Genomic DNA, 24,404 nt, shown 5'->3' with positions numbered 1-24,404 from the left:
AAGCAGAAACACGTCGCGCAATCACGCCACATGCGCGGATGGCGCAAACGGCGAATTTCGCTGAAGCGGTCGGCGGAGCATCAGTCCACAAGGTGATTCTGAACCGCGTAAAGTGTCAGCTCCGCGTTTTTTTTCATGTTCATTTTTTCCAGAATCCGGGAGCGATACGTGCTGATGGTCTTTACGCTGAGACACAGCTCTTCGGCGATTTCCGTGACGGTTTTCCCTGAAGCCAGCATGAGCATGACCTGATATTCCCGATCGGAAAGTATCTCGTGGGGCGGTTTCCGGATATCGGCATCCAGTTCCAGAGCCAGTTTTTCCGCCAGCGATGCCGTTACGTATTTGCGCCCCCGGGATACCTTGCGGATCGCCCCGATCAGCTCATCGGGAGCGCTCGCCTTCGTCAGATAGCCCGACGCGCCGGCCCGGAGCGCCCGGACGGCATACTGTTCTTCGGAATGCATGCTCAGGATCAGGACGGGCAGTTTCGGCCGCTCCGCCCGTATATCCTTCAGAACTTCCAGGCCGCTGCGCCCCGGCATGGAAATATCCAGCAGGACGACATCATAATCCTTTTCCCGAATTTTCTGCAGTGCTTCCTGTCCGTTGCCGGCCTCATCGGCCACCATCATGTCGCCGACGTCTCCCACAATCTGTTTCAACCCTTCCCTGACGATGGTATGATCATCGGCAATCAGGATTTTAATCATTCCTTCTCTCCTGACTTCAGGGGAATGCTGACCTTCACCGTTGTTCCTCTGGACCGGCTGCCGATCACCTGAACGTCTCCTCCCCAGAGCAGGGCACGTTCCCGCATTCCCATAATTCCGAACGATTTCGGATCGTTGATCTGTTTCTGCGTGATGCCCCGGCCATTGTCCGTCACCTCCAGGATCACCTTGTCGCCCTTCGTCTCCAGACGCACAAATACCTTTGTGGCATTGGAGTGACGGGCAACATTGGTCAGTGTTTCCTGAAATATGCGGAAAACGGCCGTGGCCGGTTCCTTATCCAGAGGGACATCTTCCGCTTCCAGATCCGCCTCGCAGGCAATGCCGGAACGAGCGGAAAACTCCTTGGCCTGCCATTCCATCGCCGCCACAAGCCCCAGGTCATCCAGCAGGCCGGGCCTGAGGTCCGCCGAAATCCGATGGACCGATTCAATGGTCCGATCCACGAGTCCCGACATGGCTTTGATCTTATCGTGCAGCAGTTTCTCCGAGGTCATCCTTTTCCCCAGCCAGGACAGATCCATTTTAAAGGCGGTCAGCGACTGCCCCAGTTCATCGTGTATCTCCCGGGCGATCCGTGTCCGTTCTTCCTCACGGACAGACTGAAGGTGAATGGAAAGGTTGCGCATTTTTTCCCGCGACTCCTCCAGCTCCTTTTCCGCCTTTTTCCGTTCCGTAATGTCCTCGTAAGTGACGACAATCCGCCGTTCGGTCAGCCGTTCCCCGATGCGGGAAGCCCTCATCAAACAGATGATCTCATGACCATCCTTGTGCCGGCAGGGAAATTCCGTGCTGTATGTCCGCTGTTTTTCCAGGCTGTCGTAAAAACGCCGCGCGATTTCATCATGGTCCGCGTCATTGCGATAGATCAGCCGGACGCTCCTGCCGATCAGCTCTTCCGGCAGCCAGCCGAACACATCCTGAACGGCGTTGTTGGCAAAGATGAACCGGCGGTTGTGCAGACCGACCACCGCATGCGGGATGGCGTCCAGGATAGAAGACTCCAGCGCTTCCAGTTCCTCCAGCCGGTTGCGGGCTTCTTTCTGCCCGGTGATGTTCATGGAATTTCCCAGAACGGCGCGTTTACCCCTGTAATAGATGGGCGTCGAAGTTTCCATGATCCATTTGATCCGGCCATCACCGGTAATGATGCGGAATTCGTACGGCGAAAAGCGCTGCCCCTTCAGCATGCGGATGGCGTTTTTCCGGGCCGTCAGACGGTCATCGGGATGGATGAGGCTGAGGGATTCCATTCCTACCATTTCTTCTTCCCGATACCCGGCGTATTCGGCAATATGGGGGTTGACGAACTGAAACTTCCGATCCTGGAGGATATAGACGCCCACCTGCGAACTGTTGGCCAGTGTCTTGTAAAGGTCCTGTTCGAGGAGATGTTCGCTGCGCTCCTTTTCCAGGGCGGCCATCTTTTCCCGAAGATCGGAAAGGGTTTGCAGAAGCTGTACTTCCGACATTTCAGAGTTGCTGTCCGGATATTCCATGTCCCTTTCCTCCGCTTTATCCCCTTCTTCAATCAATTCGGCTTCGGCGCCGGGATCGACGGCGTCGTGACATCAGGCAGCAGAACAGTCATCCCCAGAACGCTCTGCAGGGGATCACAGCCCGAGGCTTCGCCGCTGCAGAATTCGATGCCGGGGCGCAGCGTCGTAATGGCGGAATGCCCCACAATCCTTCGCCCCTTTCGCCCCATGAAATCCCGCGTGGAGACTCCCCACATGCTGTGAAAGACCAGGGCCTTCCCATCATGGGACCCCATATAGAGCATGATGTGTCCCTTTCGCCAGATCAGCGTTGCATACGGAACCCCATATTGAAGAATCATCGCTTCTTTTTTGTCCGGAGACAGATTTCCCAGATCGATGAACCGCCCTGCCTCATGGGCCTGCTGGCCGGAATTTCTCGGCAACCAGATGCCGAAGGGGGCAAAAAAATCCATGGTCAGCAGGGAGCAGTCCCTATTCTGATTCAGGCCGCCCCATCCATAGGGTTTATTGATCAGTTCATTGCCCACGCGGGCCAGGTTCGCCCGGGTCATCTTCAAGGGTCTTTGCGCGGCGGCGTCACGGGAAATCCGTGAAATTTTCAGAACCGCCTGGCGATTTTCATCGGCGACACCGATTCCAACGTAAAAATATTCCCTGTCTTCCCTGAGAATAGGAAACTGAGCTCCCAGCGGCGCCTTGAAATAAAAACGGCCGTTCCCATCAGAAATCGGGATCGAATCCCGAATCATCACAGCATACCGCCCGTTCTGCCAGTACCGGACAAAGGACTCATCCACAGGGGCGACATCCCGCGCCGGCAGCCAGCCAAAATAGAAACTGGTCTCCACATGCACCCAGGCCCCATCCTGGCTGACGTGGGAAATATAAACCGGGGTGTTGACCGCAACAGCCGACACCTGCAAGCGATCAAATGGATAACCGGATCCGCTGTCCAATCCGTCAAAATGGGGACTGGAAGTCGGCAGAGCCCGCAGATTCGTGTTTTCCAGGACTATCCCCCGCTCACCTCGATTGGGATAACGATCCAGAACCGCGCTTTGCTTCAATGCCTCCGTCCAGCCTCGATCCCGCTTCCGCTGGTTCTCGCCATATCCGGGATTTTCCCCGTACTTGTCGAAATCCCAAAGAATATCCTCCCGTGTGCACCGGGGCCGGTCCTGATGCCAGACGGAAAAATAGCGCCGGGTATAGTCCTCACTCAGTTTCTTCTGGGTCGCATCGTCAACAATCGGCTGCTCGGCAGAAATCCCGGAAAGGTAAAACGTGTGATCCTGCTGCAATCTGCTGATGTCGCCGATGACATCCGGAGGGCTGCAACAGCCGCAGCCGGAAAAAATCATGAAGAAAAGTATTCCCCAGTATGCGCATATCCTGATCTTTTTGAGCAATGTCTTTATCTGCACCTTTCTTGGTCTCACTGTTTTCCGTAGTTTAAGGATTTTCCCCAACAGTGCAACCTTTTTATGAACACCGGGGCACGAAGACTGATAACATCGCTTCCGGTGGCACCCAGTCCTGCTTCATTCCATCATGGAATATTTTGTGGCTTTTAACCGGGAGTGCTGATATAAAAAGAACCTTTGTGAGACCAACATGTGTCCGGGAAATTGAGAAGAGACATGGAATAAAAGGGTCGGCACAGAGCTCAAAAAGGTCCGGCAGCAGAAAAAATTCACATGTAAACAGGAGGCCTGACGAACATCGATGTATGACTTTGTCCCCAAAAAAATCTTTTTCACAAAGGGTGTCGGCACCCATCGCGATGAACTCCATTCCTTCGAACGCGCCCTGCGTGACGCAGGGATCGAAAAATGCAATCTGGTGCAGGTATCCAGCATATTCCCTCCGGGGTGCAAGAACATCTCGAAGGTTCAGGGCTTGAAGGAACTGGTCCCCGGAGCCATTACGTACTGCGTCATGAGCCGGTGCTGCAGCAATGAACCCAAAAGACTCCTGGCAGCCTCTGTCGGCTGCGCCATCCCGGCCGACAAGACATCCTACGGATACATCAGCGAACATCACGCCTTTGGTCTCACCGAAAAGCAGGCCGGGGATTACGCGGAAGATCTGGCCGCGGCCATGCTGGCTTCCACTCTGGGCATCGATTTCAATGTGGATGAAAGCTGGGATGAGAAAAAGGAAATTTTCAAGATCAGCGGAAAAATCGTCAAGACCCGTAATGTCACTCAGTCAACCATCGTCAAAGACGACCGCTATACGACGGTTGTCGCGGCTGCTGTTTTCGTTTTTTGACATAGTGTCTCCGAGGATCACTTTCCGGAACCTGACAATACCATGACTTCGGTTTTACCGTTTTGGCAGTATGGAGGGAGAAAGGTATGAACAGTCTCGGCATATGCATCGGCGCAACCACTCTGTCCGCAGTTGCCGTCCGTAAAAATTCTCAGGGAGAAATTTCCAAATCCGTCATTCATATTCAACCCCATGACGGAAATCCCCGTCAGGCGTTTCTGGACATCTTTTCAACCCTTGAACCGGGTCAGTACGACCGGATCGCGGTGACAGGCCGCAAGTTCCGCCAGTTCGTCAATCTCACCTCCATCCCCGAACCTCAGGCGGTCGAAACCGCCCTGTCTTACGTTCACAACGGCAACGCCCCCCTGGATGCCGTCATCAGCGCCGGGGGAGAGACCTTCCTGATCTATGTCATCGGGAAAGACGGCAGGATCTGCTCCGTTCAGACAGGCAACAAGTGCGCCTCGGGAACGGGGGAATTCTTTCTCCAGCAGATCCGCCGCATGGGCCTCGGTATCGAGGATGCCATTTCATTCGCCCGGCAGGAAGAGCCCTACAAGGTATCCGGCCGCTGCAGCGTTTTCTGTAAAAGCGACTGCACCCATGCAACCAACAAAGGCGTCCCCAAGGGACGAATCGCTTCGGGCCTCTGCGAGATGATGTCGGGAAAGATTCTGGAAATCCTCAGCCATCTTCCCCGGAACACCATGATGCTTATCGGCGGAACCGCTCAGAACACCGTCATGGTGGACTATCTGAAAAAAGATATCGCCAGCCTGATCATCCCGGAGGAAGCAACCTATTTCGAAGCCCTGGGTTGCGCGCTCTGGGCCCTGGACCATGAAACCCTGCCCGCCCCGGCGCCCGATGCCGTCATGAAGCACGATGAAACGGCGTTTCACCGCCTGCCGCCCCTTGCTGATTCTCTGGACAAAGTGGATTTCCAGACGATGGAACGGGGCGTTGCCTGCGAGGGGGATGAGTGCATCCTGGGGCTGGACGTCGGCTCGACCACCACGAAGGCCGTTCTGCTGAGGCTGAGCGACAACCGGATCCTGGCCTCCATCTATCTGCGCACCAACGGCAATCCCGTTGCGGCCTCACGGGCCTGCTATGCCAGCCTTTACGAGCAGTTGGGTCCCCTGGCGGAAAAGATAAAGATTCCGGGACTGGGCGTGACGGGCTCGGGAAGGCAGATCGCCGGTCTGCATGCCATGACGGAAGGCATCATCAATGAAATCATCGCCCATGCCACGGGTGCGCTGTTCTTCGATTCGACAGTCGATACGATCTTTGAAATCGGGGGACAGGATGCCAAATATACCTATGTGAAGGACGGCATTCCCTCGGACTATGCCATGAACGACGCCTGCAGTGCGGGGACAGGCTCCTTTCTCGAAGAAGCGGCCCGGGAATCCATGGGCGTCGCCATGGAGGATATTGCCGATATCGCGCTCCGGGGCATGAATCCCCCCAACTTCAACGACCAGTGCGCCGCCTTCATCAGCAGCGACATCAAGAATGCCGCCCACGAGGGTATGAGCCGGGAAGACATCGTCGCAGGACTGGTTTACTCCATCTGTATGAATTACAGCAACCGGGTTAAAGGAAACCGCTCAATGGGAAACAACATCTTCATGCAGGGCGGGGTCTGCTACAACCGGGCGATCCCGGTCGCCATGGCCGCCCTGACGGGCAAGCGGATTGTCGTTCCCCCGGAACCCGGTCTGATGGGGGCCTTCGGCGTGGCGCTGGAGATCCGGAAACGGCTGGAGCACGGCCTGCTGAAGGAGGCTTCTCTCTCGCTCCGTTCCCTGAAGGACCGGGAAATCGCCTATGAGCCTCCCTTTGTCTGCAACGGCGGAAAAGAAAACTGCGACCGGAAGTGCGAGATTGCCCGCATCCGGATTGAAGAAAAGGTGTATCCCTTTGGCGGAGCCTGCAACCGCTGGTATAATCTCCGCTATCATATTTCCGTGGACGCGGAGCATCTGGATCTGGTCAGGCAGCACGAAGCCCTGACCTACCGGAACACCGGGACCGGCCAACCGGCGGTTTCTTCAACAAGGGGCTGCCGCACCGTCGGCATCAATCGGTCCTTCCTGACCAATACGTACTACCCTTTCTATTCGTCCTTTTTCAGCAGGCTGGGTTTTGAGTTGATCCTGCCTGATTATCCCCGCCCGGAAGGCATGGTTCAGAAAGGAACAGCCTTCTGTTACCCGGCTGAACTCGCCCACGGCTTTTTCAGTGATCTGCTCCGGAAAAAACCGGATCTTCTCTTTCTCCCCCACATCCGGGGCATGCATGTGGAAAAGGGAAATCCCGTCAGCACCATCTGCCCCATCTCCCAGGGAGAGCCCTACTACCTGGCCAGCACCTTCAACGATTGGGAGATGCTCCGCCGGCTGAAGGAAGAAAATTCTCTTCTCCAGCCGGTCCTCGATTTCTCCCGGGGCTATGAAGCCGTGCAGGACGTCATGGTGGATTTGGCTCACTCCCTCGGATGCAGGAAGACGGACGCCAGGGACGCCTTCAAAGTCGCCGTCGCGGCCCAGGAACAGGTTTTCATGACAACGAAAGAAACAGGCAGCCGATTTGTCCGCGATCTGGAAGAGGACTCGGACCGATACGGCATCGTGATCTTCGGACGGGCTTATAACGCCTTTGTTCCCGAGGCCAACATGGGAATCCCGAAGAAATTCGCCTCCCGGGGCGTGGGCGCGGTTCCCCTGACCTTTCTTCCCCTTGCCGATGAAACCGTCCCCAGGAACATGTACTGGTCATCCGGCCAGCTCATCCTCAAAGGCGCTTCGTTCGTTTCCCGGCACCCACAGCTTTTCGGCTGCTATATCACCAATTTCTCCTGCGGTCCCGATTCCTTTCTTCTGGGCTATTTCCGCCAGATGATGGGAAACAAGCCCTTCCTGATTCTGGAGCTGGACAGCCACGTCGCGGACGCCGGGCTGGAGACCCGAATCGAAGCCTTCATGGACATCATCCGGAATTATCGGGAACTCTACATGAAGAGCAGGAATACCGCTCCGGCGCCGTCCCGGAAAACCACCTCGGCAGGAGTGAATTACGAAGATTCCCGGATCGTCGATTCCCGTGGAGAATCCTATCCCCTTTCGCACCCCCGGGTTCACCTCGTTTTCCCTTCCATGGGACAGTTCCATGTGGACGTCGCAGCGGCTATTTTCCGTTCCGCGGGGGTTCGGGCGACGGCCCTTCCCGATTCAGACGAGGAAGTGCTGAAGCTCGGCCGCGGCAATACCACCTGCAAGGAATGCCTGCCCCTCCAGTTGACGGTCGGCAGCCTGTTAAAGTATCTGCGGGACAGGAAGGACCCGGATGAACTGCTCGTCTATTTCATGCCGACGGCCGGCGGCCCCTGTCGCTTCGGCCAGTATTCCCAGTTCATGAAGGCGATGATCGAGCGACTCGGAATCCAGGATGTCACCCTCTATTCCCCGGATGCCGAGAACAGCTATGCCGATCTGGATGCCAGCAATCTCACCCTGAAGCTCTGGACGGGCGTCGTCATCGCGGACGACATGGAAGATATCTACGGCGTTCTGCTGACCGCCGCCCGCGACCGGGTTGAAGCCCTGGAGATTTACCGGGAGGAATGCCGGAAAATCATCCGGGCTCTGGAAGAATCTCCCGAATTGAAAACCCTCCGGCCCGTCCTGGAAAAAACGGCCGCCCGTCTGAAATCCATCCCGCTGAAGAGGCGGCCGGAAGAGATCCCCACCATTCTGCTGACGGGAGAAATCTTTGTCCGTCATGACGCCATTTCCCGGCAGTTTCTGATTGAACGTCTGGCGGATCAGGGCTTCGCGACAAAAGTGGCCAGCGTGATGGAATGGATTTATTACACGGACCTCTGCGACAGGAACGGATGGATATATAAAACCCTGTCGGCGAAAGAAAAGGCGTCGCTTTTTCTCCGCTCCACATGGATGAAAAAATATGAGCGGACGATCACGAAGATCCTGGCAGGATCGGGGCTGATTCCCGATCGAACGGAGGACATCCCCCATATTGTGGAACAGGCCAGTCCGATCATCAATCCCCTGCTGCTGGGGGAAGCCGTTCTTACCGTGGGGGCGGCCCTTGCGGAAGTCCCGACTCCTTACTGCGGCGCTATCGCCCTTGGTCCTTTCGGCTGCATGCCGAATCGGGTTTCAGAGGCCATTTTGAACCGGGAAATGAACCGGGGGAAGAGAAACTCCGGAAAGCATTATGGGAAGGAATCAGGATCGGTGGCGGAAGATCTCCTGAATCGGCCCCTTCCCTTTCTCGCCATCGAAAGCGATGGAAATCCCTTCCCGCAGATCATACAGGCAAAGCTGGAAGTCTTTCTCATGCAGGCGGCCAGAATTCACGCCCTCTCGCAGGCAAGGCACTGACGGCTTCCGCAGACCGGATTTTTGCCCTTTGCCGCACGCAGACGACGAGTCACGCAGACCAGTCAACGCTGAAGCTCAGGGAAAAGGGCTTCAGCGTTCCGCTGAAGAGGACGGCTTTTCTGACTTTTCAGGCCCCTCTTCGCCGGGTCCCTTTTCCTGATCAGCCATATCGGCCGGGGGGAAAAGGTACGGTTCCGGAAGGCCCTCCCCGATATTCCCGTCCGTCCAGGCCATGACTCCCGACCCCGTTTCCGCGGGCCATTCAAACTCATCCAGGGGCTGAAAGAATCCGCCGCCCTGCCCGGCTTGCCCGTTTACATCTTGTGACGGCATGCCTGGCGTATTGATCTTTTCTTTCAGATAAAGGATACAGGAAGCCATTTCATCGGCGCTGCCCGAAAGACGGTTCAGAATAACGAGCAGTTCATTGAGCAGGACATTGCGGGGTTCGTAAGGATAACGGACATGATGATCGATGCTGCTCCAGGCCTCTTCGAACAGGGTCCGGACCTGCACTTCCGATACCTGGACCGTCGGCTCCGCCGACTCCGAAATCATGGACTGCAGGAGGTAATGAACGGATCGATAGCCGTACGGGTGTTCCTTGATCGTGCAGCCCCAGTTCTTGAAACTGTTGATGTATCCCGCCGCATCGCCCCGGCGCACATAGGCGATGGGCTCTTTCCTCAGATTCCAGGTGCGGGTGATGAACTGGTGAAGATCCAGCCAGTCTTCCTTGAAGAGATGCAGGACCCGTATCCCGATCAGATCGGTGATCTTCTGTCTGTAGTTTGCGAGATTGATAATCCCTTCCGGCTTCCCGATTCTCTTGCGGATAATTTTCGCTATCAGGTGTTCAGGGGCCTTGATGCGGTAACTGACGGAATGGACCTTTTCAGTTTTATTGAGAATATTGACGATGTATCGCGCCGTCGGCTCCAGTTCATCCCGGGTCTGGATATAATGATCCCTTACTTCTTCGAGCTCATCCCAGGCGATCCCTGCAGCGGCATAAGCTTCCTCGGAAATGTTATACCGATTCAGAAACTCCGAACACTTTTTTTCCATTTCAGGACCCCCGGCTTCTTTGTCCATAATTTTAATTCTTTTCAAGGGCATTGGCAATGAGCAGCTGTTATTTTCCGGCATTTCACACAGATTCGGCAAAAGGGTCTCTGAATCCGCGGGGATGAGCGCGGGAAAACGCGGCAAAATTGCCCCGGCCCCGGCAATCCCCGCCATGCCGGCTGTAGCCGCGGGATCCAACAACCATCGGTGGCAGCCTCTTAATCCCTTTGCACCCTCACGCAGCAAAAGTACCTGACAGGAGAAAATGTTCCAGATTATCTATTGAAAAATACTCACTTTCAGGGTAGCATAAAAAAATATTAACCGATGTTCATCCGAAAAGCGGTCATATGATATGTTTTATTATTTTCAGGAGGCGGGATATGTGGACTGAAATGGAACTCTGTGAACTCACACCGGAAGCTGAGATTCAGAACAGGCTCGGCCTCTTCCGGGATAAAATGGCAAGGGAAGGCGTCAATTTTTCCATTATTCTGGGGAACACCGATCTTTTCTATTTATCCGGCACCACACAGAAAGCCGTTCTCGTTGTTCCTCTCGAAAGCGCACCCCTCCTTTTTGTGGAAAAGAATCCGGACCGGGCGCAGAGGGAATCCCCGCTCCCGGTCATCCCGATCCGCCGCGATAAGGACGCGGGCGACATTCTGCACGAGAAAGAAATCCTGCACGGCAAGGGCGGCATGGAGCTGGATATTCTGCCGGTTTCCACTTATGAACGTTATCGCCAGATTCTTGGTTTCGATTCTTTCACGGATATCTCCCCTCTCATCCGTGAATCGCGGATGGTCAAGAGCGATTTTGAAATCCGCCAGATCAAACGGGCGGGAGAAATCATGGATGCCGTCTTCTCCCGGACACCGCAAGTTCTTCGGGAGGGCATGAGGGAAATCGACGTCGAAGCCGAGCTGGCCGCGGAAGGCAGACGGCGCGGCCACCAGGGATTGCTGCGCATGCGTGGATTCAATCAGGAAATGATGTGTCTCTACGTGATTTCCGGACAGGCGGGCGCCGTTCCTACTTGCGTCAACGCCGCCATCGCCGGTGTGGGAGTTACCGCGGCTATTCCTCACGGATCATCATTCAGGACCATCCGCCGCGATCAGCCTGTTCTCCTTGATTATGGCGCGGGTTATAACGGCTATATCACCGACGAGACAAGAACCTTTGTGATTGGTTCGCTGAACGAAAAATTTGCCAAGGCGCATGAGGTCGCAAGGGAGATCCTCGATGAGACGGCAGCCTTCGCCAGGGAAGGCACGGAAACTTCAGAACTCTTCGAGCGGGCCCGCAGCAGGGCAAAATCGGCAAAACTTGATGAATACTTCATGGGATACGGTGGAGGCCAGGTCGGTTTTCTCGGTCACGGCGTGGGACTTGAGATCAATGAACTGCCGGTCATCACCCCGCGCCATCCGCAAATTCTGACCGAGGGGATGATCCTCGCAATCGAACCTAAATTTGTCTTCCCCGGAGAAGGAAGCATCGGCATCGAGGCCGATTTCATCGTCCGCAGAGAAGGCCTGGAGCGGGTCACAAAGACTCCCCTTGACCTTGTCCGGCTGTAATGCCGGGTCGTTTCGATTCGATTGACCGCGGCAGCGTCGCCGTTTCCCGGACGGATGCTCTATCCGGCTGCGGCGTGGCCTGCCGCAAGTCAGATATCTTTTACCTGTCCGATCATCCGGTCAAATTCCTCCACATCCACGACCGGCGAGGTGGTGAAGGCAATCCCTGTCAGCCTCTGCAATGCCACCGAGGCCATCATGGCCTTTTCCACCGAGGGAAAATCCACGATCAGAACAAGGTCATGCTCTCCCAGAAGGGTGTACATGGAACGGACCTCGCCTTGCAGTTTTTTAATCGTCTCTATTGATCTTTGTGTTCTTTCGGGACTGATTCTTTCAGGGATTCCGTCGAATACTTTCCGAACATAAAAAAGATGGACATGACTCTACCCCTTTCACTTTAAAAAGTTATGAAAACGCCGGGGCTTCCCCCCTTCTTTAAGCGCCGCACATCCGGAATCCAGGGCAGAAATGTATTGCCTCCGATAGAGACAAAGGGAATATATTGCTGAAATCACTGATTAATTTCTTTGTTATTTTACGGCCTAACGGCCCCTTTTGTCAAGAGCGATGTCCTTCCGGCGCCCCCTTCCGGGAATCGGGCAGCCCCCCCTCCTTCCCCGGATGATGACGGATTGCACCCACAGCGCCACCGGCGGCAATGTACGAATCACGGACTCCTTCCCGCCGGATAACCGGGCCCCCATGGAAGAACCCCGGCAGGCATGCAGATAAAGGAATATCAGTTGCCAACGCCAGGATGAGAGAAACATGCCTTGACATCGCCACACCGTTTCTTTACCCTTGAACCTCATCAGGAAGAGTGACCTTTGTTTCCATTCAAGGGCCGTTTATTCTGCATTCATTGAACAGGGCAGAAATCCTGATATCCGGCGCCTGCCGCAAGCATTTCCCCAAACGGCATCGGTCAACCGGGTTTTTGATAAGGATTGATGAGTTTCGATGATCTTCACTATTTCTTAAAGGAGATATGCATATGAAAAGATTCTTGATTCTGCTGATGATGGCGTCATTGGCGTTCCTTTTTGTGGCGGGCTGCGGCAAGGGAACGGAGGAAGGAAAGCTGGAAAAGGCTGCTGAAAAGGCGCCGGAAAAGGCCATGCAGACCGCCGTGGCTCAGGAACTTTCAGCCACCCTTTTGAGCACCTCAGGGGGCCAGACCCTGTCATCAAAGATGTACATGAAACCGGACAAATTCCGGACGGATAACGAAGCAGCCGGATCATCCACGATCGTAAGGAAAGATCTCAACAAAGTCTGGATGATTATGAACGCGCAGAAAACCTACATGGAAATGCCGGGTGTGACAGATGAACAGATTCAGATGGCCGAAGAAAAAGTCAAGGGGGAAGTAAGCCGGAAGGAAGTAGGCAGCGAAACCGTCGACGGACACCCCGCCATAAAATATGAAGTAACCGCCAGTGTGGATGACAAAACCGTCCAGACCTATCAGTGGTGGGCGACGGATATCAACTTCCCCGTCAAGACCGCGGCGATTGATGGGAGCTGGGTCATGGAATACCGGGATATCAGAATCGGCGGTCAGCCCGACAGTCTCTTCGAGGTTCCGGCAGGTTACAAGAAAATGACAATACCCGGACTGCCGGAGGGAATGAAGGGAAAAATTCCCGGAATGGATGCGAAATAAAGGATTTGAAACTTCTCCACACCTCCGACTGGCACCTGGGCCGCGCCCTGCATGGCCGTAAACGGTATGCGGAGCATCAAGCCTTTCTGGAATGGCTGGCGGCGCTGATCGAGACGGAAGACATCGATGTGCTGCTGGTAGCGGGGGACGTGTTTGACAACAGCACACCCGGCAATGTCGCCCAGGAACTGTATTACCGTTTTCTCTGCCGCGTGGCGGCCTCATCGCGCCGCCACGTGGTGATAACGGCGGGAAATCATGATTCGCCCTCCTTTTTGAACGCACCCGGGGATCTCCTCAAATTCCTGAACATCCATGTAGTAGGTTGCGCCTGCCCCTCCCCGGAAGAAGAATTGGTCACGATTGCAGGAGCGGATGGTGAACCCCGGCTGATCGTCTGCGCCGTTCCCTACCTCCGGGACAGGGATATCCGTACCGCCGAAGCAGGAGAGAGCGTCGAGGACAAGGAACGGAAGATCATTGAAGGCATCCGGGATCATTACCGGAAGGTGTACGACGCGGCCCGGAGAAAAAATTCCAGGCTGAAAAGCCCCGTGCCCATCGTCGTCATGGGGCATCTGTACGCCGCCGGCGGAAAAACCGTCGACGGCGACGGCGTGCGCGAACTTTACATCGGCACCCTTCTGCATGTCGGAACGGATGTGTTTCCCCCGGATATCGACTACGTTGCCCTGGGGCATCTTCATATCCCGCAGACCGTAAGCGGTCTGGGGCGGATCCGCTATTCCGGTTCGCCCCTCCCGATCGGCTTCGGGGAAGGAACGCAGGAAAAAAGCGTGATGCTCGTAGAGTTTCCCTGTTCCACCTCCCGCGCTACCGAGATCTCCGTCCCCCGATTCCGGGAATTGATGACCCTGCGGGGAGACTGGCAGACCATCGTCCGGAACCTCGAAGATTTGAAGTCCCGGGGAAGCAATGCCTGGCTGGAGGTAATTTATGAAGGAAATGAAATGATCGGAAACATGCGTGCGCTTCTGGACGAAACCATCGCCGGGACAGGCATGGAGATACTCCGCGTCAGGAACAACCGGATACTGGAACACGCCCTGAAGCGGATGACCGCAAACGAAACCCTCGAAGACCTGGATACAACGGACGTGTTTAAGCGCTGCCTGGAAGCTCACGAAATTCCGGAAGAGAAGCGTTCGGCCCTTCTGGATGCCTACCGGGAAATTCTTGTCTCCCTCAACGAACAGGACCTGCTGGCTGACGTGGTGCACAAGGCATGAGGATTCTCGGCGTACGATTCAAGAACCTGAATTCCCTTGCCGGCGAATGGCAGGTCGACTTCACCCGACCCGCGTACATATCCGACGGGATCTTTGCCATTACCGGCCCCACGGGGTCAGGAAAGACAACGCTCATGGACGCCGTGTGCCTTGCACTTTATGGCAGTACGCCGCGGCTGGGCAAGGTCACGAAAAGCGGCAATGAAATCATGTCGCGCCAGACAGGTGAATGCTTCGCAGAAGTGACCTTCGAAACCGCGAAAGGACGTTACCGCTGCCACTGGAGCCAGCAGCGGGCCTATAAGAAACCGGACGGCGAGCTGCAGCAGGCCAGACATGAAATCGTCGATGCCGACTCCGGCCGGGTCCTGAAATCAAAGATCAACGAAGTCGGTACCTTCATCGAAAAGGTCACTGGGCTGGATTTCGAGCGTTTCACCCGTTCGATGCTTCTTGCCCAGGGCGGATTCGCCGCTTTTCTTCAGGCCCCTCCTCATGAACGGGCGCCCATCCTTGAGCAGATTACCGGAACGGAAATCTACAGCCGCATATCCATGAAGGTTCACGAACGCCGTTCCGAAGAGTTGGATAAACTCGAACTGTTGCAGGCAGAACTCAAGGGCATTGCAATCCTGAGCGAAGAAGAAGAGCGGGCCTTGCAGGATACCCTGAGAAAAAAGCAGGATTGGGAAACCGAACTCGCCGGAAGAATCAAGGAGGGAGAAAAGGCCCTGGCCTGGCTCGAAGGAATGGCGGTCCTGGAGAAAGAGCTGGAAGAACTGGACCGGAAACGGCAGGACTTCGAACTGCGTCAAAAGGCATTTGAACCGGACTCACACAGACTGGAACGATCCCTCCTGGCGATGAGTCTGGAAGGCGACTTCCGGGGTATTGCCACCCTGAGGGAACTGCAGACTCAGGAAATGGAAGAACTTCATGATGCCGTCGCCACGCTCCCCGAAAAGGAAAAGACCGCCACAGAGGGATTATTCGCGAGGAAAAAGGCGGAAAGTCTCCTGAATGAGACACGGACCAGACAGCACTCGGAGGGGGAGGTGCTTAAAAAGGTGCGTGACCTCGATTCCCGACTGGGTGAGCAGGAAAAGCAGCTTGTGGAGAAGGACCGGGCGATTGCAGAGATAGAAAGTCAGGAAAAGGAATATGGAAATCTGCTCGAACAGGGAAAGCAGAAATGGAAAGAGGTCCATGCGGCCCTGGAAGCGATTTACGCATACCGGGAAAAATTTGCCGCGGATGAGGCCCTGATCGCCAACTTCAGCGCCATTGAAAGAGGATTTGCCTCGCTTCGCGATGTGGAGGCAAAGTGGAACAAGGCATGTCGGGAACTGGTTGCGGCCGCAGCTCAAAAGGATTCAGCCCTGGCCGAGCTTGCCGACAGGGAGGGCGAGCATGAAAAAATCCGACGGGTCTTTGAAAAAACCCGGAAGGCTCACGAGGATGTGAGAGAGGAACTTTCCGTCATCCTTCAGGGACGCGAGTTCAGCACGTGGCGCAACGAAATGGATGTTCTCAGGGAACGGGAGCGGCTTCTGATCCAGACAGAGGAAATCCTGAAACGAATCGACCGGATCGCCCCGGCGCTGGTCAGTCTGAAAACACAACTGGAAATCCTGAACGCTGACCGGGACAGAATTATCAGCGAGCTGAAAGCCTGCTCCGATCATAAAGCGCTCCTGGAAAAAACTACTGCCGCCCTGGAAGCCCAGGTATCGCTTCTCAATCGTATCCGCGATCTCGAAGAAGAACGGAAACGGCTGGCGGACGGCCGGCCCTGCCCTCTGTGCGGCGCTACGGAACATCCCTACGCGCGGGGAAACATACCGGCTCCCAATGAGGTGGAGGAGGAGCTTCAGAAAACAAAAAATGAGTTAAACAGCGCATCGAATCTATTGAACAGACTGGAAGCCGAACGCGCGCGGACCGAAGCCGGGATTCAACACAGCAAAAACGAACGGGAAGAAAAGGCGGAGGCTCTGAAAGCGGATGAAAAACAAGCCGCCGATTTTCTGTCGCGACTGCAGATCGAGGCTTCTCCGCCGGAACGCGCCATCAGGATACGTGCGGAACTCGCCACAGTGATGGCGATAACTGCCGAAATGGAAAAAATCATTCGTCAGGCCGAAGGGAAGGACAAGCAGGAAAAGTCGGCGCAGGATGCCCTGGATAAAGTGAGAAAAACCTTTGAACGGGCGGAAAAAGCCTTGCAGGAAGCGCGGCACAATGCGGAGAAGGCCGCTGCCGATCATGAGCGGTCTGAAAGGGACTGTGCCACACTGACAGAAGAAATGGACAAGGCCCGCGCTGACGCCCTTGCCGATGTGAAACCGTTTGGAATCACTCGCCTGCCATTGGAAAAAATCGATGTTCTGTTGAACGGCCTCAGGGCGCGCAAGGAAGCCTGGCACGCCCGGGAGAATGAAAAAACCCTTCAACAGAAGACGCTTGACGAGCTGAAGGCCGGCATTGAAAAGCGTGAGGCCCTGCTGGCAAGCCTGGAGGAAGATCTGGCGGCACGACGCCGGGACCGGGAAAAGCTGGTCAGAGATCGGGAATCCCTGTTCGGCGCCCGGCGGGCGCTGTTTGGAGAAAAGATTGCCGATGAAGAAGAAAAACGGCTTACGGCAGAGGTTGAAAAAGCGGGCAATGCCCTTGAAAAGGCCCGGGAGAACTGCGGAAAAATTGAAAAGGAAATCAGCATGCTGCGGGAAAGGATCGTCTCTCTGCAGATCAGGACGAAACAGCGCGCCGGGGAGCTGATGAAGACGAAACAGCACTGGGATGACCGGCTTCGCAGGTCTGGATTTGCAGATGAGTCGGACTTCCTGTCCTCGTGCCTGACCGAAGAGGAGAGGCAAGGGCTTCTTGAAAAGAAACAGATCCTGCTCAGGGAGAAGGCGGAACTCGACGCCCGCCGTCAGGACAGGCTGGATACCCTCGCCGTCCAGCAGGAGAAGAAGCTGACGGATCAGTCTTCCGAAGTTTTGAAGGAACAGATCCGCACCGGCGATATGGAGCTGAAACAACTGAGGTTGGATATCGGCGGCATGGTTCAGAACCTCTCCGACAACGAGAGCCGGAGGAAAAATCTGCAGGAACGCCTTCAGAGGATCGACCGCCAGAAAAGGGAATGCGCCCGCTGGGACGACCTGCATCAGCTCATCGGTTCCGCCGACGGCAGGAAATTCCGGAACTTTGCGCAGGGCCTCACTTTCGAGATGATGACGGTCCATGCCAACCGTCGCCTCAGAGAAATGACGGATCGCTATCTTCTCATCCACGACGAAGCGCACCCCCTGGAGCTCAACGTCATCGACAATTATCAGGCCGGCGAAATCCGCTCAACGAAAAATCTCTCCGGAGGCGAAAGTTTCATCGTGAGCCTCGCCCTGGCCCTCGGCCTTTCCCAGATGGCAAGCCGGAATGTCCGGGTTGATTCGCTCTTTCTCGATGAGGGATTCGGCACTCTCGACGAAGACGCCCTGGAAACCGCCCTGGAAACGCTGGCGGGATTGCGGCAGGACGGCAAGCTCATCGGCATCATCTCTCACGTGGCGGCCCTGAAGGAGCGCATCGGCACTCAGATACAGGTCATTCCCGAAACAGGCGGCCGCAGCATCCTGTCCGGCCCCGGCTGCCGAAGAATGTGAACTCATTCGAAAAAGGGGGGATGATACCCACCGCATCATCCCCCCTTTCTTTACGATCTATGGTATGAAATTCGTCTAAGTCAGCTTCCCGGCCAGATCGACGAACAATCCCATGATCTCCCCTTCTCTCGTTGAAGGCAACCTGTATATTTACTGCTGTTTGTAGCCCTGTTTCGGTGACCGGCAACCCGGCAGGCTCTCAAGCTCCGCCTGCGTGGCTGTGCTGAGGTTCACCAGTCTCCCCGCCGCCGGCTCATCCGGGCGCCGGCAGATTCCATCCAGGGTTTCTCAGCACGTGAGTTGAAGTGGAGAGACTTTTTTAATGAATTACCGCCTATCAGCCCTCTCGTTCCCCCCTCCATGATTTCCCTGGTGCCGGAGCTCCTGAGAACGCCGGTGCTGAGGCGGGACCTGTGCTTTCTTCACACCCCAGTTGTGACGCTTCTCCCAATACTTATTCCGTTCCCAGTGTTTCCAGTTATCTTTAAGCTGATCAGAAGACACACGCTGGTGTTTCCAATAATGCCCCTTCCAATGGTTGTTCCTGTAGTCATTTCTCCAGCCTGCCGGAACTTTTGAATAAAAGGCGGGAGCCCGATGATAGTGAGCCCAGCCGGAGTTATGGTTCCGTGACCGATACCAGCGCCCGTCCCACTGACGCCACCACCAGCCGTCGCAGAAGAAAATCTCCTCCCGGACATCAGGAAAGGCGTAGATATAGGTCTCAGGAATCACCACAGCCGCCGGCGGCGCGGTAAAAACGATCGGCGGAGGAAGCGGGATACTCACATGAACATCCACTCTTGCCATCGCGGACATCGGAGCAATCAGCGCCAATGCGCAGAACAGAACTCCAAAAAGCGTTTTTTTCATTTTACTGCCTCCTTGATTTCTCATTTTTAATTTTCTTCATTGATTCTGATTAGTTGAACCTTACGCTTTCCTGCCCTGTCCCTTCATCAGAAAAACAGGCCCTATTAATGAATGCTGACACTGATACCAGGAAAGAAAACGCTGACACCCGCCACCGGAACAGCGGGAAGAGCGACCACAGCCCCGGCGCCGGGATAAGGCGCGGGTTGAACATGACGCCGCGCATGAACGTGCCGCCAGCGATCATACCCATGGTGACCGTCATGCCAGCCGCGCACATATGCCCGGCGAAAGTCGTGACATCCACGTCCCTGTTTACCCGGACCGCATGCGGAAGCGGCAGTCGTCAATCCCGCCACGAGAAATATCGTGATCAACATCGCTGCTGTTTTTTTCATAAACATGACCTCCAATAAATTTTTGATTTTAACTTGCCACAGGGCATTTCCCATGCCAGAATATCTTCAGTCAATCCAAACAGCAGGAATTCATTCACAATTTCGAAAGGTCAAGTGTATTGAAATTCCTGTTATCCCGGTTCGTGATGAAAAAAGTGCATAGGAAATAGTCATCCCGGGTATCCAGTTGGATACAATCTATCCGCCGGCAAAGTACCGGGGCGGATATCGTCGATGGTGTAAAAGGAAAGATATGGAATACGAACGAATCCAGGTTGAGTGCCACAGCGGCTACAAGATCAACGAGTATCCCGTTTCCTTTACGTTCCAGGGACGGCGCTGGAACGTATCGGAAATTCTCGATCGCTGGTATGAAGGAGGGAGTGACTCACAAAGGCCGGTTATCGATTACTTCAGGGTCAAAACCGGTGAGGACAGGGTTTTCATTCTCATGTATGCAGGTCACCTGGATGAATGGTTCATCCGCTACTGAAGAGGACATGATTGTTGGCGAGGGAACGGATATTGATTCAGGCATCCCGGAGGCAGGGAACATTTCCGGGATTCATCCGGTAATGGATCTCCTTGCGTCGCTAACGCAAGGCTCGTAAAGGGCGGGATTACAAGGATATGGAAGGACCTGGTCGATGCCCCTGCCGGTTATGATATCCCTCAGAGGAGCGGCCGGACCGTCCCCGAACCGCCGGCAGGGGCCGTCGTCAAAACCCTTTTCCCTTCAGGTCGCTCTGTTTCTGACGTTCCCTGTGAGATCACGGACCGGCAGGACGCGCTCCATGTCCGCAAGGAAAGTCTCACGATCCACATATTGAACGGCCTTCCAGCCTTTCCGTCTTGCCCTTTCCACATGCCCAGAGTCGTCATCGATGAATAGAATCCTGTCCGGCTTCGTTCTCAGGACCAGGGCGATGTCATCGAACAGTGAAATGTCCCTCTTTCCCTTTCCGACGTGATAGCTGTTGAAGACATGATCGAACAGCGGGAAGAAATCAAACCGTTCATTCAATTTGTCCAGGATGTCCGTCTGATCGCTGAGGATACCGACTGTCAGCCCTTCTTTCCTCAATCTTTTTACCAGCTCGAACATCCAGGCTCTCGGGAGAAACCGGGAAACGATTTCCTGCATCAGGCATGCGTCCTCCCCCCGGATGCCGGTCTTTTCCCTCAGGGCGTTCCAGAAGCTGCCTTCCGACCCTGTCCCGAGGATGTAACCCGTGGCATAAACGGTATCCGTGGCCGCCTGAATCAACTCATCGCCATCGAGTCCATTCGCTTCGGCGATGACCCGGAAACCCTGTTTCCATCCCTCTTCAGCAAGGACACCGCCGAAATCGAAGAGGACCACATCAATATGTTTGCCGCCTGGAAGCGCCTGCGTCATATCAGTCCCCAAACCATTTATTCATCCACCTGCCGGAAATTCGCTGCATCCCATCAGGCATCAATCACGCTGGACGATAAAACCGACCAGAGCAAGCATGAGGATGATGAGGCCGAAGCCGAAATACATGTAGGTGAAGGTATCGGTGATTCCCTGCCCGGCGTCCTGAATGACATCCATGTTGAGGATATACCCCCAGTACAGGGTAAAGCAGTAATTGATGAGCAGCGCCAGTTTAATCCGGCTGAAAAGCAGGGCCAGAGTGCTCAACAGCAGAAGAAGAGAGAGTTGAACCATGGGAACCGAAAAGCTGGTCGAATAAAAAACCTCCATATTTCCTCCTTAAAAAGACAGCCATTATAAAATCCTCAACATTGCAACCGCCATTACAGGCATTTTTTCATCGGGAATCCGGATTTTTGCTTCTTCACCAGGGAATATTCAACCCCCGACACATCCAGCATCAGGATCATGGCATCAAACGGACACCTGCATCATATCAGGTGATACGTGTATGGAAAAATTTTTATAAACTCAAGAGAAAATAAGCGTTCATGGCAGATAAAACACGGAAAACTCAAGGGCCGGCTCCTGCATCTTCCCGGCTTGGACTCACTTCTGTGTCTGCTACCCATACTCCCAGCAGTCTGAGGGTCACAGAGAGCACGACCGGACCAATAAAAAGCCCGACGATGCCAAAGGAGGCAAGTCCCCCGATGACACCGGCAAAGATCAGGAGCATCGGCAGATCGGCGCCTTTTTTGATGAGGATCGGGCGCAGGAGATTGTCAATGGTGCAGGCAAATATCGTCCATACGAGCAACATCGTTCCCCAGGTCGTCTGACCGCTCCAGTAAAGCCAGATCACTGCGGGAAAAAGGACAAGCCCCGGCCCCAGCTGGGCGATGCAGAGCATGAACATCACTCCGGTCAGCACCGTAGCGGCCGGCACTCCAGCGACGGACAGACCGATGCCGCCGAGGAGTGACTGCACCAGGGCCGTACCGACCACACCAAGAGCAACCCCCCGTACGGTTTTTGCAGCCAGCATGGCGACATCCTCTCCACGATGCCCTCCGAGCCGACGTGCGAATTGAAAAACGCCCTTGGAGGCCGTCTCGCCATTGACGTATAAGATCGCGGCGATGATCACCGTGAGGAGAAATTCCAGCGCGATGATCCCCACGCTTCCGGCCTGGGAGAGAAACCAGCTCAGAAGCTTTCCCGCATAAGGGACAAGGCGTGCCGCTATTCCTTCCGGCCCGGTCCTGACACCTTCCCAGGCAGTGTTTAACTTTGATCCCACAACAGGAACTCCAGACAACCAGTCAGGAAGTGCCGGCAGAGCCTGCCCCTGGAAGGATGTCACCCAGGCGGCGATTCTGTCCGCATTATCGATGATGGCGACAATGGCCAGCGAAAAAGGTACGACGAACAGGGTCAGCATGGCGATCATCATTGCCGCGACAGCAAGGCCCCGCTTCCGCCACAGACAGGTTTCCATCTTCAGCATGAATGGCCAGGTGGCCACAACGATCATGACGGACCAGATAAGAGACGGAAGGAAAGGCCTCAGTATCCAGAGGCTTGAAGCAATCAGGATTCCGATCCATAGAATCTGCAGTATGATCCTGGTCAGGTCCGGGGCCGGGGATTTCTGCATCGACATGATGCCTCCTCTTTTATTTCCAATCTCTGAGTCTTGGTTTCTGAAGCCGGATTTCTTCGACTTTTACTCTTACGCTTCCACCATTCGGTCACATCAGTGAAATGGTCCCCGCCCTTTGTCGACAACTTCAGCATCAATTATCAGAGAGATCTGCCGGATGGTCATTCCTCGTTCCGGCTCAGACTCCCTTCCTCATCCGCTTCAGGACTTCGATTCCACCCCAGGGATTATCGCCGCCCATCCTGACCCTCACTGCTTTGCTCAGCAGGTCGACAGCTCCGAGAAGCGCGCTACCGCTGATCGAGCGCATGTAGTTTTCAAATTTCTCCACGTCGTCCCAGTGCATCGCAAGGGAAAAAACCTCGCCATCCTCCACATCCCGGTAGATGCGGGACTCAAGACATCCATTTTCCCTGCGCATTGTGGGAAGGAGCGCCTGTAAGGTCTGATAAAGCTCCTGAAACTTTTCCGGTTTGGCCCTCACTTCGATGGTGAGATTCATTGAATTCTCCTTTTTGCGTTCAAATAGGGCAGGATCTCAATTCAATGTTCATTCCCCTGCACTCTGTACAGGCCCTCGAGCCATGCACGGAAACGGCGATGCAGAATTGACCTGTAAACAATGTTATTGTTCTTTTTGGTTCATCCGGTTAATGAGTACCTCTGAGTATGCAGGTGATAGAGGCGGAGTTTGAAGTATTCCATATCCCGGAATCCATAGGCCTGCCTTTTTAAAGTTTTAATCTTGTTGTTTGTGCCCTCAAGGGCGGCATTTGTAATGTGATGTTTGAAATAATTGAGTATCGCAGTCCTGTATCCGGAGAGCGTTTTGGCTACTTTGACGAGTTCTTTGATTCCGGACAGCATGGCGTCCTTACACCAGGTGTCAAGGAAGGTAACAGCCTGGGCGTACTCCGGTATTTCCCAGAAGAGTCTGAGTTGCTCTTTCATGGAATGCATGACGAATAGAGGCTGATTGGCCTGCATCAGGGCATCGAGACGTTCCTTATGGTCCGGCTTCAGGGAATCATAATTTCGCAAAAGGAGGAAGCGGTTTCCCTTGAGGGTTTGCTTCCCGGTATCATCAAGTTCTTTCTGATGATTTCTGCGCAAGTTTTCGATGCCTTGATTCATCAGAGCCATAATATGGTAACGGTCGAAGACGACATCGATATTGGGAAGGGCTTCCCGGACGGCGGAGAAGAAGGAAATTCCCATGTCCATTGCAACCGCTCGCAGTTTTTTCCCCTTGCGTGCAAGTTTTTTCAGGAAGGGTAAAATCCCCTCCTTGCCCTTTCCCTCAGTGGCGTAAAGGATTCGTCCTTCGGAGAGATCCATCACCGTGGTCATGTACTCATGGCCTTTCCGGATGCTGAATTCATCGATACCGATATACCGAACTTTATGAAGAGGAATGTTCCGATAGAGGCGCTGCAATTTCAACTTATGAATCTCTTTGATCATATCCCAACCCACGCCGAGGTAATCGGCAACCCAGCGAATCGTGCCGAATCGAAGCAGATCCAGAACAATCAGAGCAAAGGATCGGGCAAATCTATGCTTCCCCACCATAAAAGGCAGATCGGGCCACCAAAGGGTGTCGCAAGTGTTGCATTTTATTCGATGAAGGGAAAGTACAAGGAAACACCTCTTACGCCCCATAGGTCCCAGATGAAAACTCCGTGTTTTCTGTCCTTTAAAGGTAAATTTACGCTGCCCGCACTTTGGACAGCGAATGTATTCTTCTTTCACATCTGCAAAATATTCGATGACGTCACCCGTGAAGCGTGTTGCTCTATAAGTAATACCCTTCAGATTGAAAGCATGATAAAGAACCGATGTGGACATGGTCTGGAGCCTCCTTTTGTTGTTCGATTGGTCTCAAACAACAGGGCT

General features: G+C 54.6%; 21 protein-coding genes. 7 read left to right on the top strand and 14 right to left on the bottom strand.

Features of this window, described 5'->3' with window-relative positions:
* Positions 1-80 precede the first annotated feature (80 nt).
* Genes SYN_RS03750 through SYN_RS03740 form a run of 3 tightly spaced genes read right to left on the bottom strand, consistent with a single transcriptional unit; the run spans position 81 to position 3,675 of the window.
* Entirely contained in the window at positions 81-713 is a 633-nt protein-coding gene (locus tag SYN_RS03750) for a response regulator (RefSeq protein WP_011416701.1), read from the bottom strand.
* Complete coding sequence (locus SYN_RS15065; RefSeq protein ID WP_148202474.1) at positions 710-2,233, bottom strand: PAS domain-containing sensor histidine kinase; 1,524 nt, start codon at positions 2,231-2,233, stop codon at positions 710-712. The genes SYN_RS03750 and SYN_RS15065 overlap by 4 nt, the downstream gene beginning before the upstream one ends.
* 32 nt (positions 2,234-2,265) lie before the next feature.
* A complete protein-coding gene (locus SYN_RS03740; protein ID WP_158302910.1) occupies positions 2,266-3,675 on the bottom strand; it encodes an NlpC/P60 family N-terminal domain-containing protein in 1,410 nt (469 codons plus the stop codon).
* A 286-nt stretch (positions 3,676-3,961) separates the two neighbouring features.
* Between SYN_RS03740 and SYN_RS03735 the strand changes: the two genes are divergently transcribed.
* Positions 3,962-4,510 carry a pyruvoyl-dependent arginine decarboxylase gene (locus SYN_RS03735; RefSeq protein ID WP_011416698.1) on the top strand — a complete coding sequence of 183 codons (549 nt, stop codon included), beginning with the start codon at positions 3,962-3,964 and terminating at the stop codon, positions 4,508-4,510.
* Positions 4,511-4,596: 86 nt separating this feature from the next.
* Positions 4,597-8,928 carry an acyl-CoA dehydratase activase gene (locus SYN_RS03730; RefSeq protein ID WP_041584687.1) on the top strand — a complete coding sequence of 1,444 codons (4,332 nt, stop codon included), beginning with the start codon at positions 4,597-4,599 and terminating at the stop codon, positions 8,926-8,928.
* Positions 8,929-9,018: 90 nt separating this feature from the next.
* Here the strand turns inward: SYN_RS03730 and SYN_RS15060 are convergent, their stop codons facing one another.
* Both SYN_RS15060 and SYN_RS16720 read right to left on the bottom strand, forming a co-directional pair.
* Positions 9,019-9,996: a GTP pyrophosphokinase gene (locus tag SYN_RS15060; RefSeq protein ID WP_158302909.1), complete on the bottom strand. Its 978-nt coding sequence runs from the start codon at positions 9,994-9,996 to the stop codon at positions 9,019-9,021.
* Between the two features lie 82 nt (positions 9,997-10,078).
* Positions 10,079-10,201: a hypothetical protein gene (locus tag SYN_RS16720; RefSeq protein WP_258165154.1), complete on the bottom strand. Its 123-nt coding sequence runs from the start codon at positions 10,199-10,201 to the stop codon at positions 10,079-10,081.
* 178 nt (positions 10,202-10,379) lie between these two features.
* Between SYN_RS16720 and SYN_RS03720 the strand changes: the two genes are divergently transcribed.
* Complete coding sequence (locus tag SYN_RS03720) at positions 10,380-11,582, top strand: M24 family metallopeptidase (protein WP_049749889.1); 1,203 nt, start codon at positions 10,380-10,382, stop codon at positions 11,580-11,582.
* 89 nt (positions 11,583-11,671) lie between these two features.
* Here SYN_RS03720 and SYN_RS15675 read toward each other — a convergent pair whose 3' ends face one another.
* Complete coding sequence (locus SYN_RS15675) at positions 11,672-11,914, bottom strand: GYD domain-containing protein (RefSeq protein ID WP_258165169.1); 243 nt, start codon at positions 11,912-11,914, stop codon at positions 11,672-11,674.
* Positions 11,915-12,127: 213 nt separating this feature from the next.
* Positions 12,128-12,355, bottom strand: coding sequence for a hypothetical protein (locus SYN_RS03715; RefSeq protein WP_041584686.1), 228 nt, complete (start codon positions 12,353-12,355; stop codon positions 12,128-12,130).
* Between the two features lie 224 nt (positions 12,356-12,579).
* Here SYN_RS03715 and SYN_RS03710 point away from each other — a divergent pair, with 224 nt between their 5' ends.
* From SYN_RS03710 to SYN_RS03700, 3 genes are read left to right on the top strand one after another with little or no spacing between them, the layout of a single operon-like run.
* Positions 12,580-13,251 (top strand): DUF4412 domain-containing protein, encoded by a 672-nt coding sequence (locus SYN_RS03710; protein ID WP_011416691.1) that lies wholly within the window; start codon positions 12,580-12,582, stop codon positions 13,249-13,251.
* A gap of 5 nt (positions 13,252-13,256) precedes the next feature.
* Entirely contained in the window at positions 13,257-14,501 is a 1,245-nt protein-coding gene (locus tag SYN_RS03705; protein WP_011416690.1) for an exonuclease SbcCD subunit D C-terminal domain-containing protein, read from the top strand.
* Positions 14,498-18,169, top strand: coding sequence for an AAA family ATPase (locus tag SYN_RS03700; RefSeq protein WP_011416689.1), 3,672 nt, complete (start codon positions 14,498-14,500; stop codon positions 18,167-18,169). Before SYN_RS03705 ends, SYN_RS03700 begins: the two co-directional genes overlap by 4 nt.
* A gap of 327 nt (positions 18,170-18,496) precedes the next feature.
* On the opposite strand, the gene SYN_RS15055 is transcribed toward SYN_RS03700, so the two are convergent.
* Both SYN_RS15055 and SYN_RS03690 read right to left on the bottom strand, forming a co-directional pair.
* Positions 18,497-19,042: a hypothetical protein gene (locus SYN_RS15055; protein WP_049749888.1), complete on the bottom strand. Its 546-nt coding sequence runs from the start codon at positions 19,040-19,042 to the stop codon at positions 18,497-18,499.
* A gap of 104 nt (positions 19,043-19,146) precedes the next feature.
* Positions 19,147-19,440: a hypothetical protein gene (locus tag SYN_RS03690; RefSeq protein ID WP_148202470.1), complete on the bottom strand. Its 294-nt coding sequence runs from the start codon at positions 19,438-19,440 to the stop codon at positions 19,147-19,149.
* Positions 19,441-19,693: 253 nt separating this feature from the next.
* On the opposite strand from SYN_RS03690, the gene SYN_RS03685 reads away from it, so the two are divergent.
* On the top strand, positions 19,694-19,933 hold the full coding sequence (locus SYN_RS03685; RefSeq protein WP_041584685.1) for a hypothetical protein: 240 nt from the start codon (positions 19,694-19,696) through the stop codon (positions 19,931-19,933).
* A 243-nt stretch (positions 19,934-20,176) separates the two neighbouring features.
* Here SYN_RS03685 and SYN_RS03680 read toward each other — a convergent pair whose 3' ends face one another.
* The 5 genes from SYN_RS03680 to SYN_RS03660 form a co-directional block, all read right to left on the bottom strand.
* Positions 20,177-20,839, bottom strand: coding sequence for an HAD family hydrolase (locus SYN_RS03680; protein WP_011416684.1), 663 nt, complete (start codon positions 20,837-20,839; stop codon positions 20,177-20,179).
* 60 nt (positions 20,840-20,899) lie between these two features.
* Positions 20,900-21,172 carry a hypothetical protein gene (locus SYN_RS03675; RefSeq protein ID WP_011416683.1) on the bottom strand — a complete coding sequence of 91 codons (273 nt, stop codon included), beginning with the start codon at positions 21,170-21,172 and terminating at the stop codon, positions 20,900-20,902.
* A 244-nt stretch (positions 21,173-21,416) separates the two neighbouring features.
* Positions 21,417-22,508 (bottom strand): AI-2E family transporter YdiK, encoded by a 1,092-nt coding sequence (gene ydiK / locus SYN_RS03670; RefSeq protein WP_011416681.1) that lies wholly within the window; start codon positions 22,506-22,508, stop codon positions 21,417-21,419.
* Between the two features lie 178 nt (positions 22,509-22,686).
* Complete coding sequence (locus tag SYN_RS03665; RefSeq protein ID WP_011416680.1) at positions 22,687-23,010, bottom strand: putative quinol monooxygenase; 324 nt, start codon at positions 23,008-23,010, stop codon at positions 22,687-22,689.
* Positions 23,011-23,150: 140 nt separating this feature from the next.
* Positions 23,151-24,356, bottom strand: a complete 1,206-nt coding sequence (locus SYN_RS03660) for an ISL3 family transposase (RefSeq protein WP_011416422.1) — start codon at positions 24,354-24,356, stop codon at positions 23,151-23,153.
* Positions 24,357-24,404 lie beyond the last annotated feature (48 nt).

Origin of the sequence: Syntrophus aciditrophicus SB (assembly GCF_000013405.1) — a bacterium.
Lineage (GTDB): Bacteria > Desulfobacterota > Syntrophia > Syntrophales > Syntrophaceae > Syntrophus > Syntrophus aciditrophicus.
The sequence above is the reverse complement of the archived record's forward strand: the minus strand, read 5'-3'. Positions and strand labels throughout refer to the sequence as shown.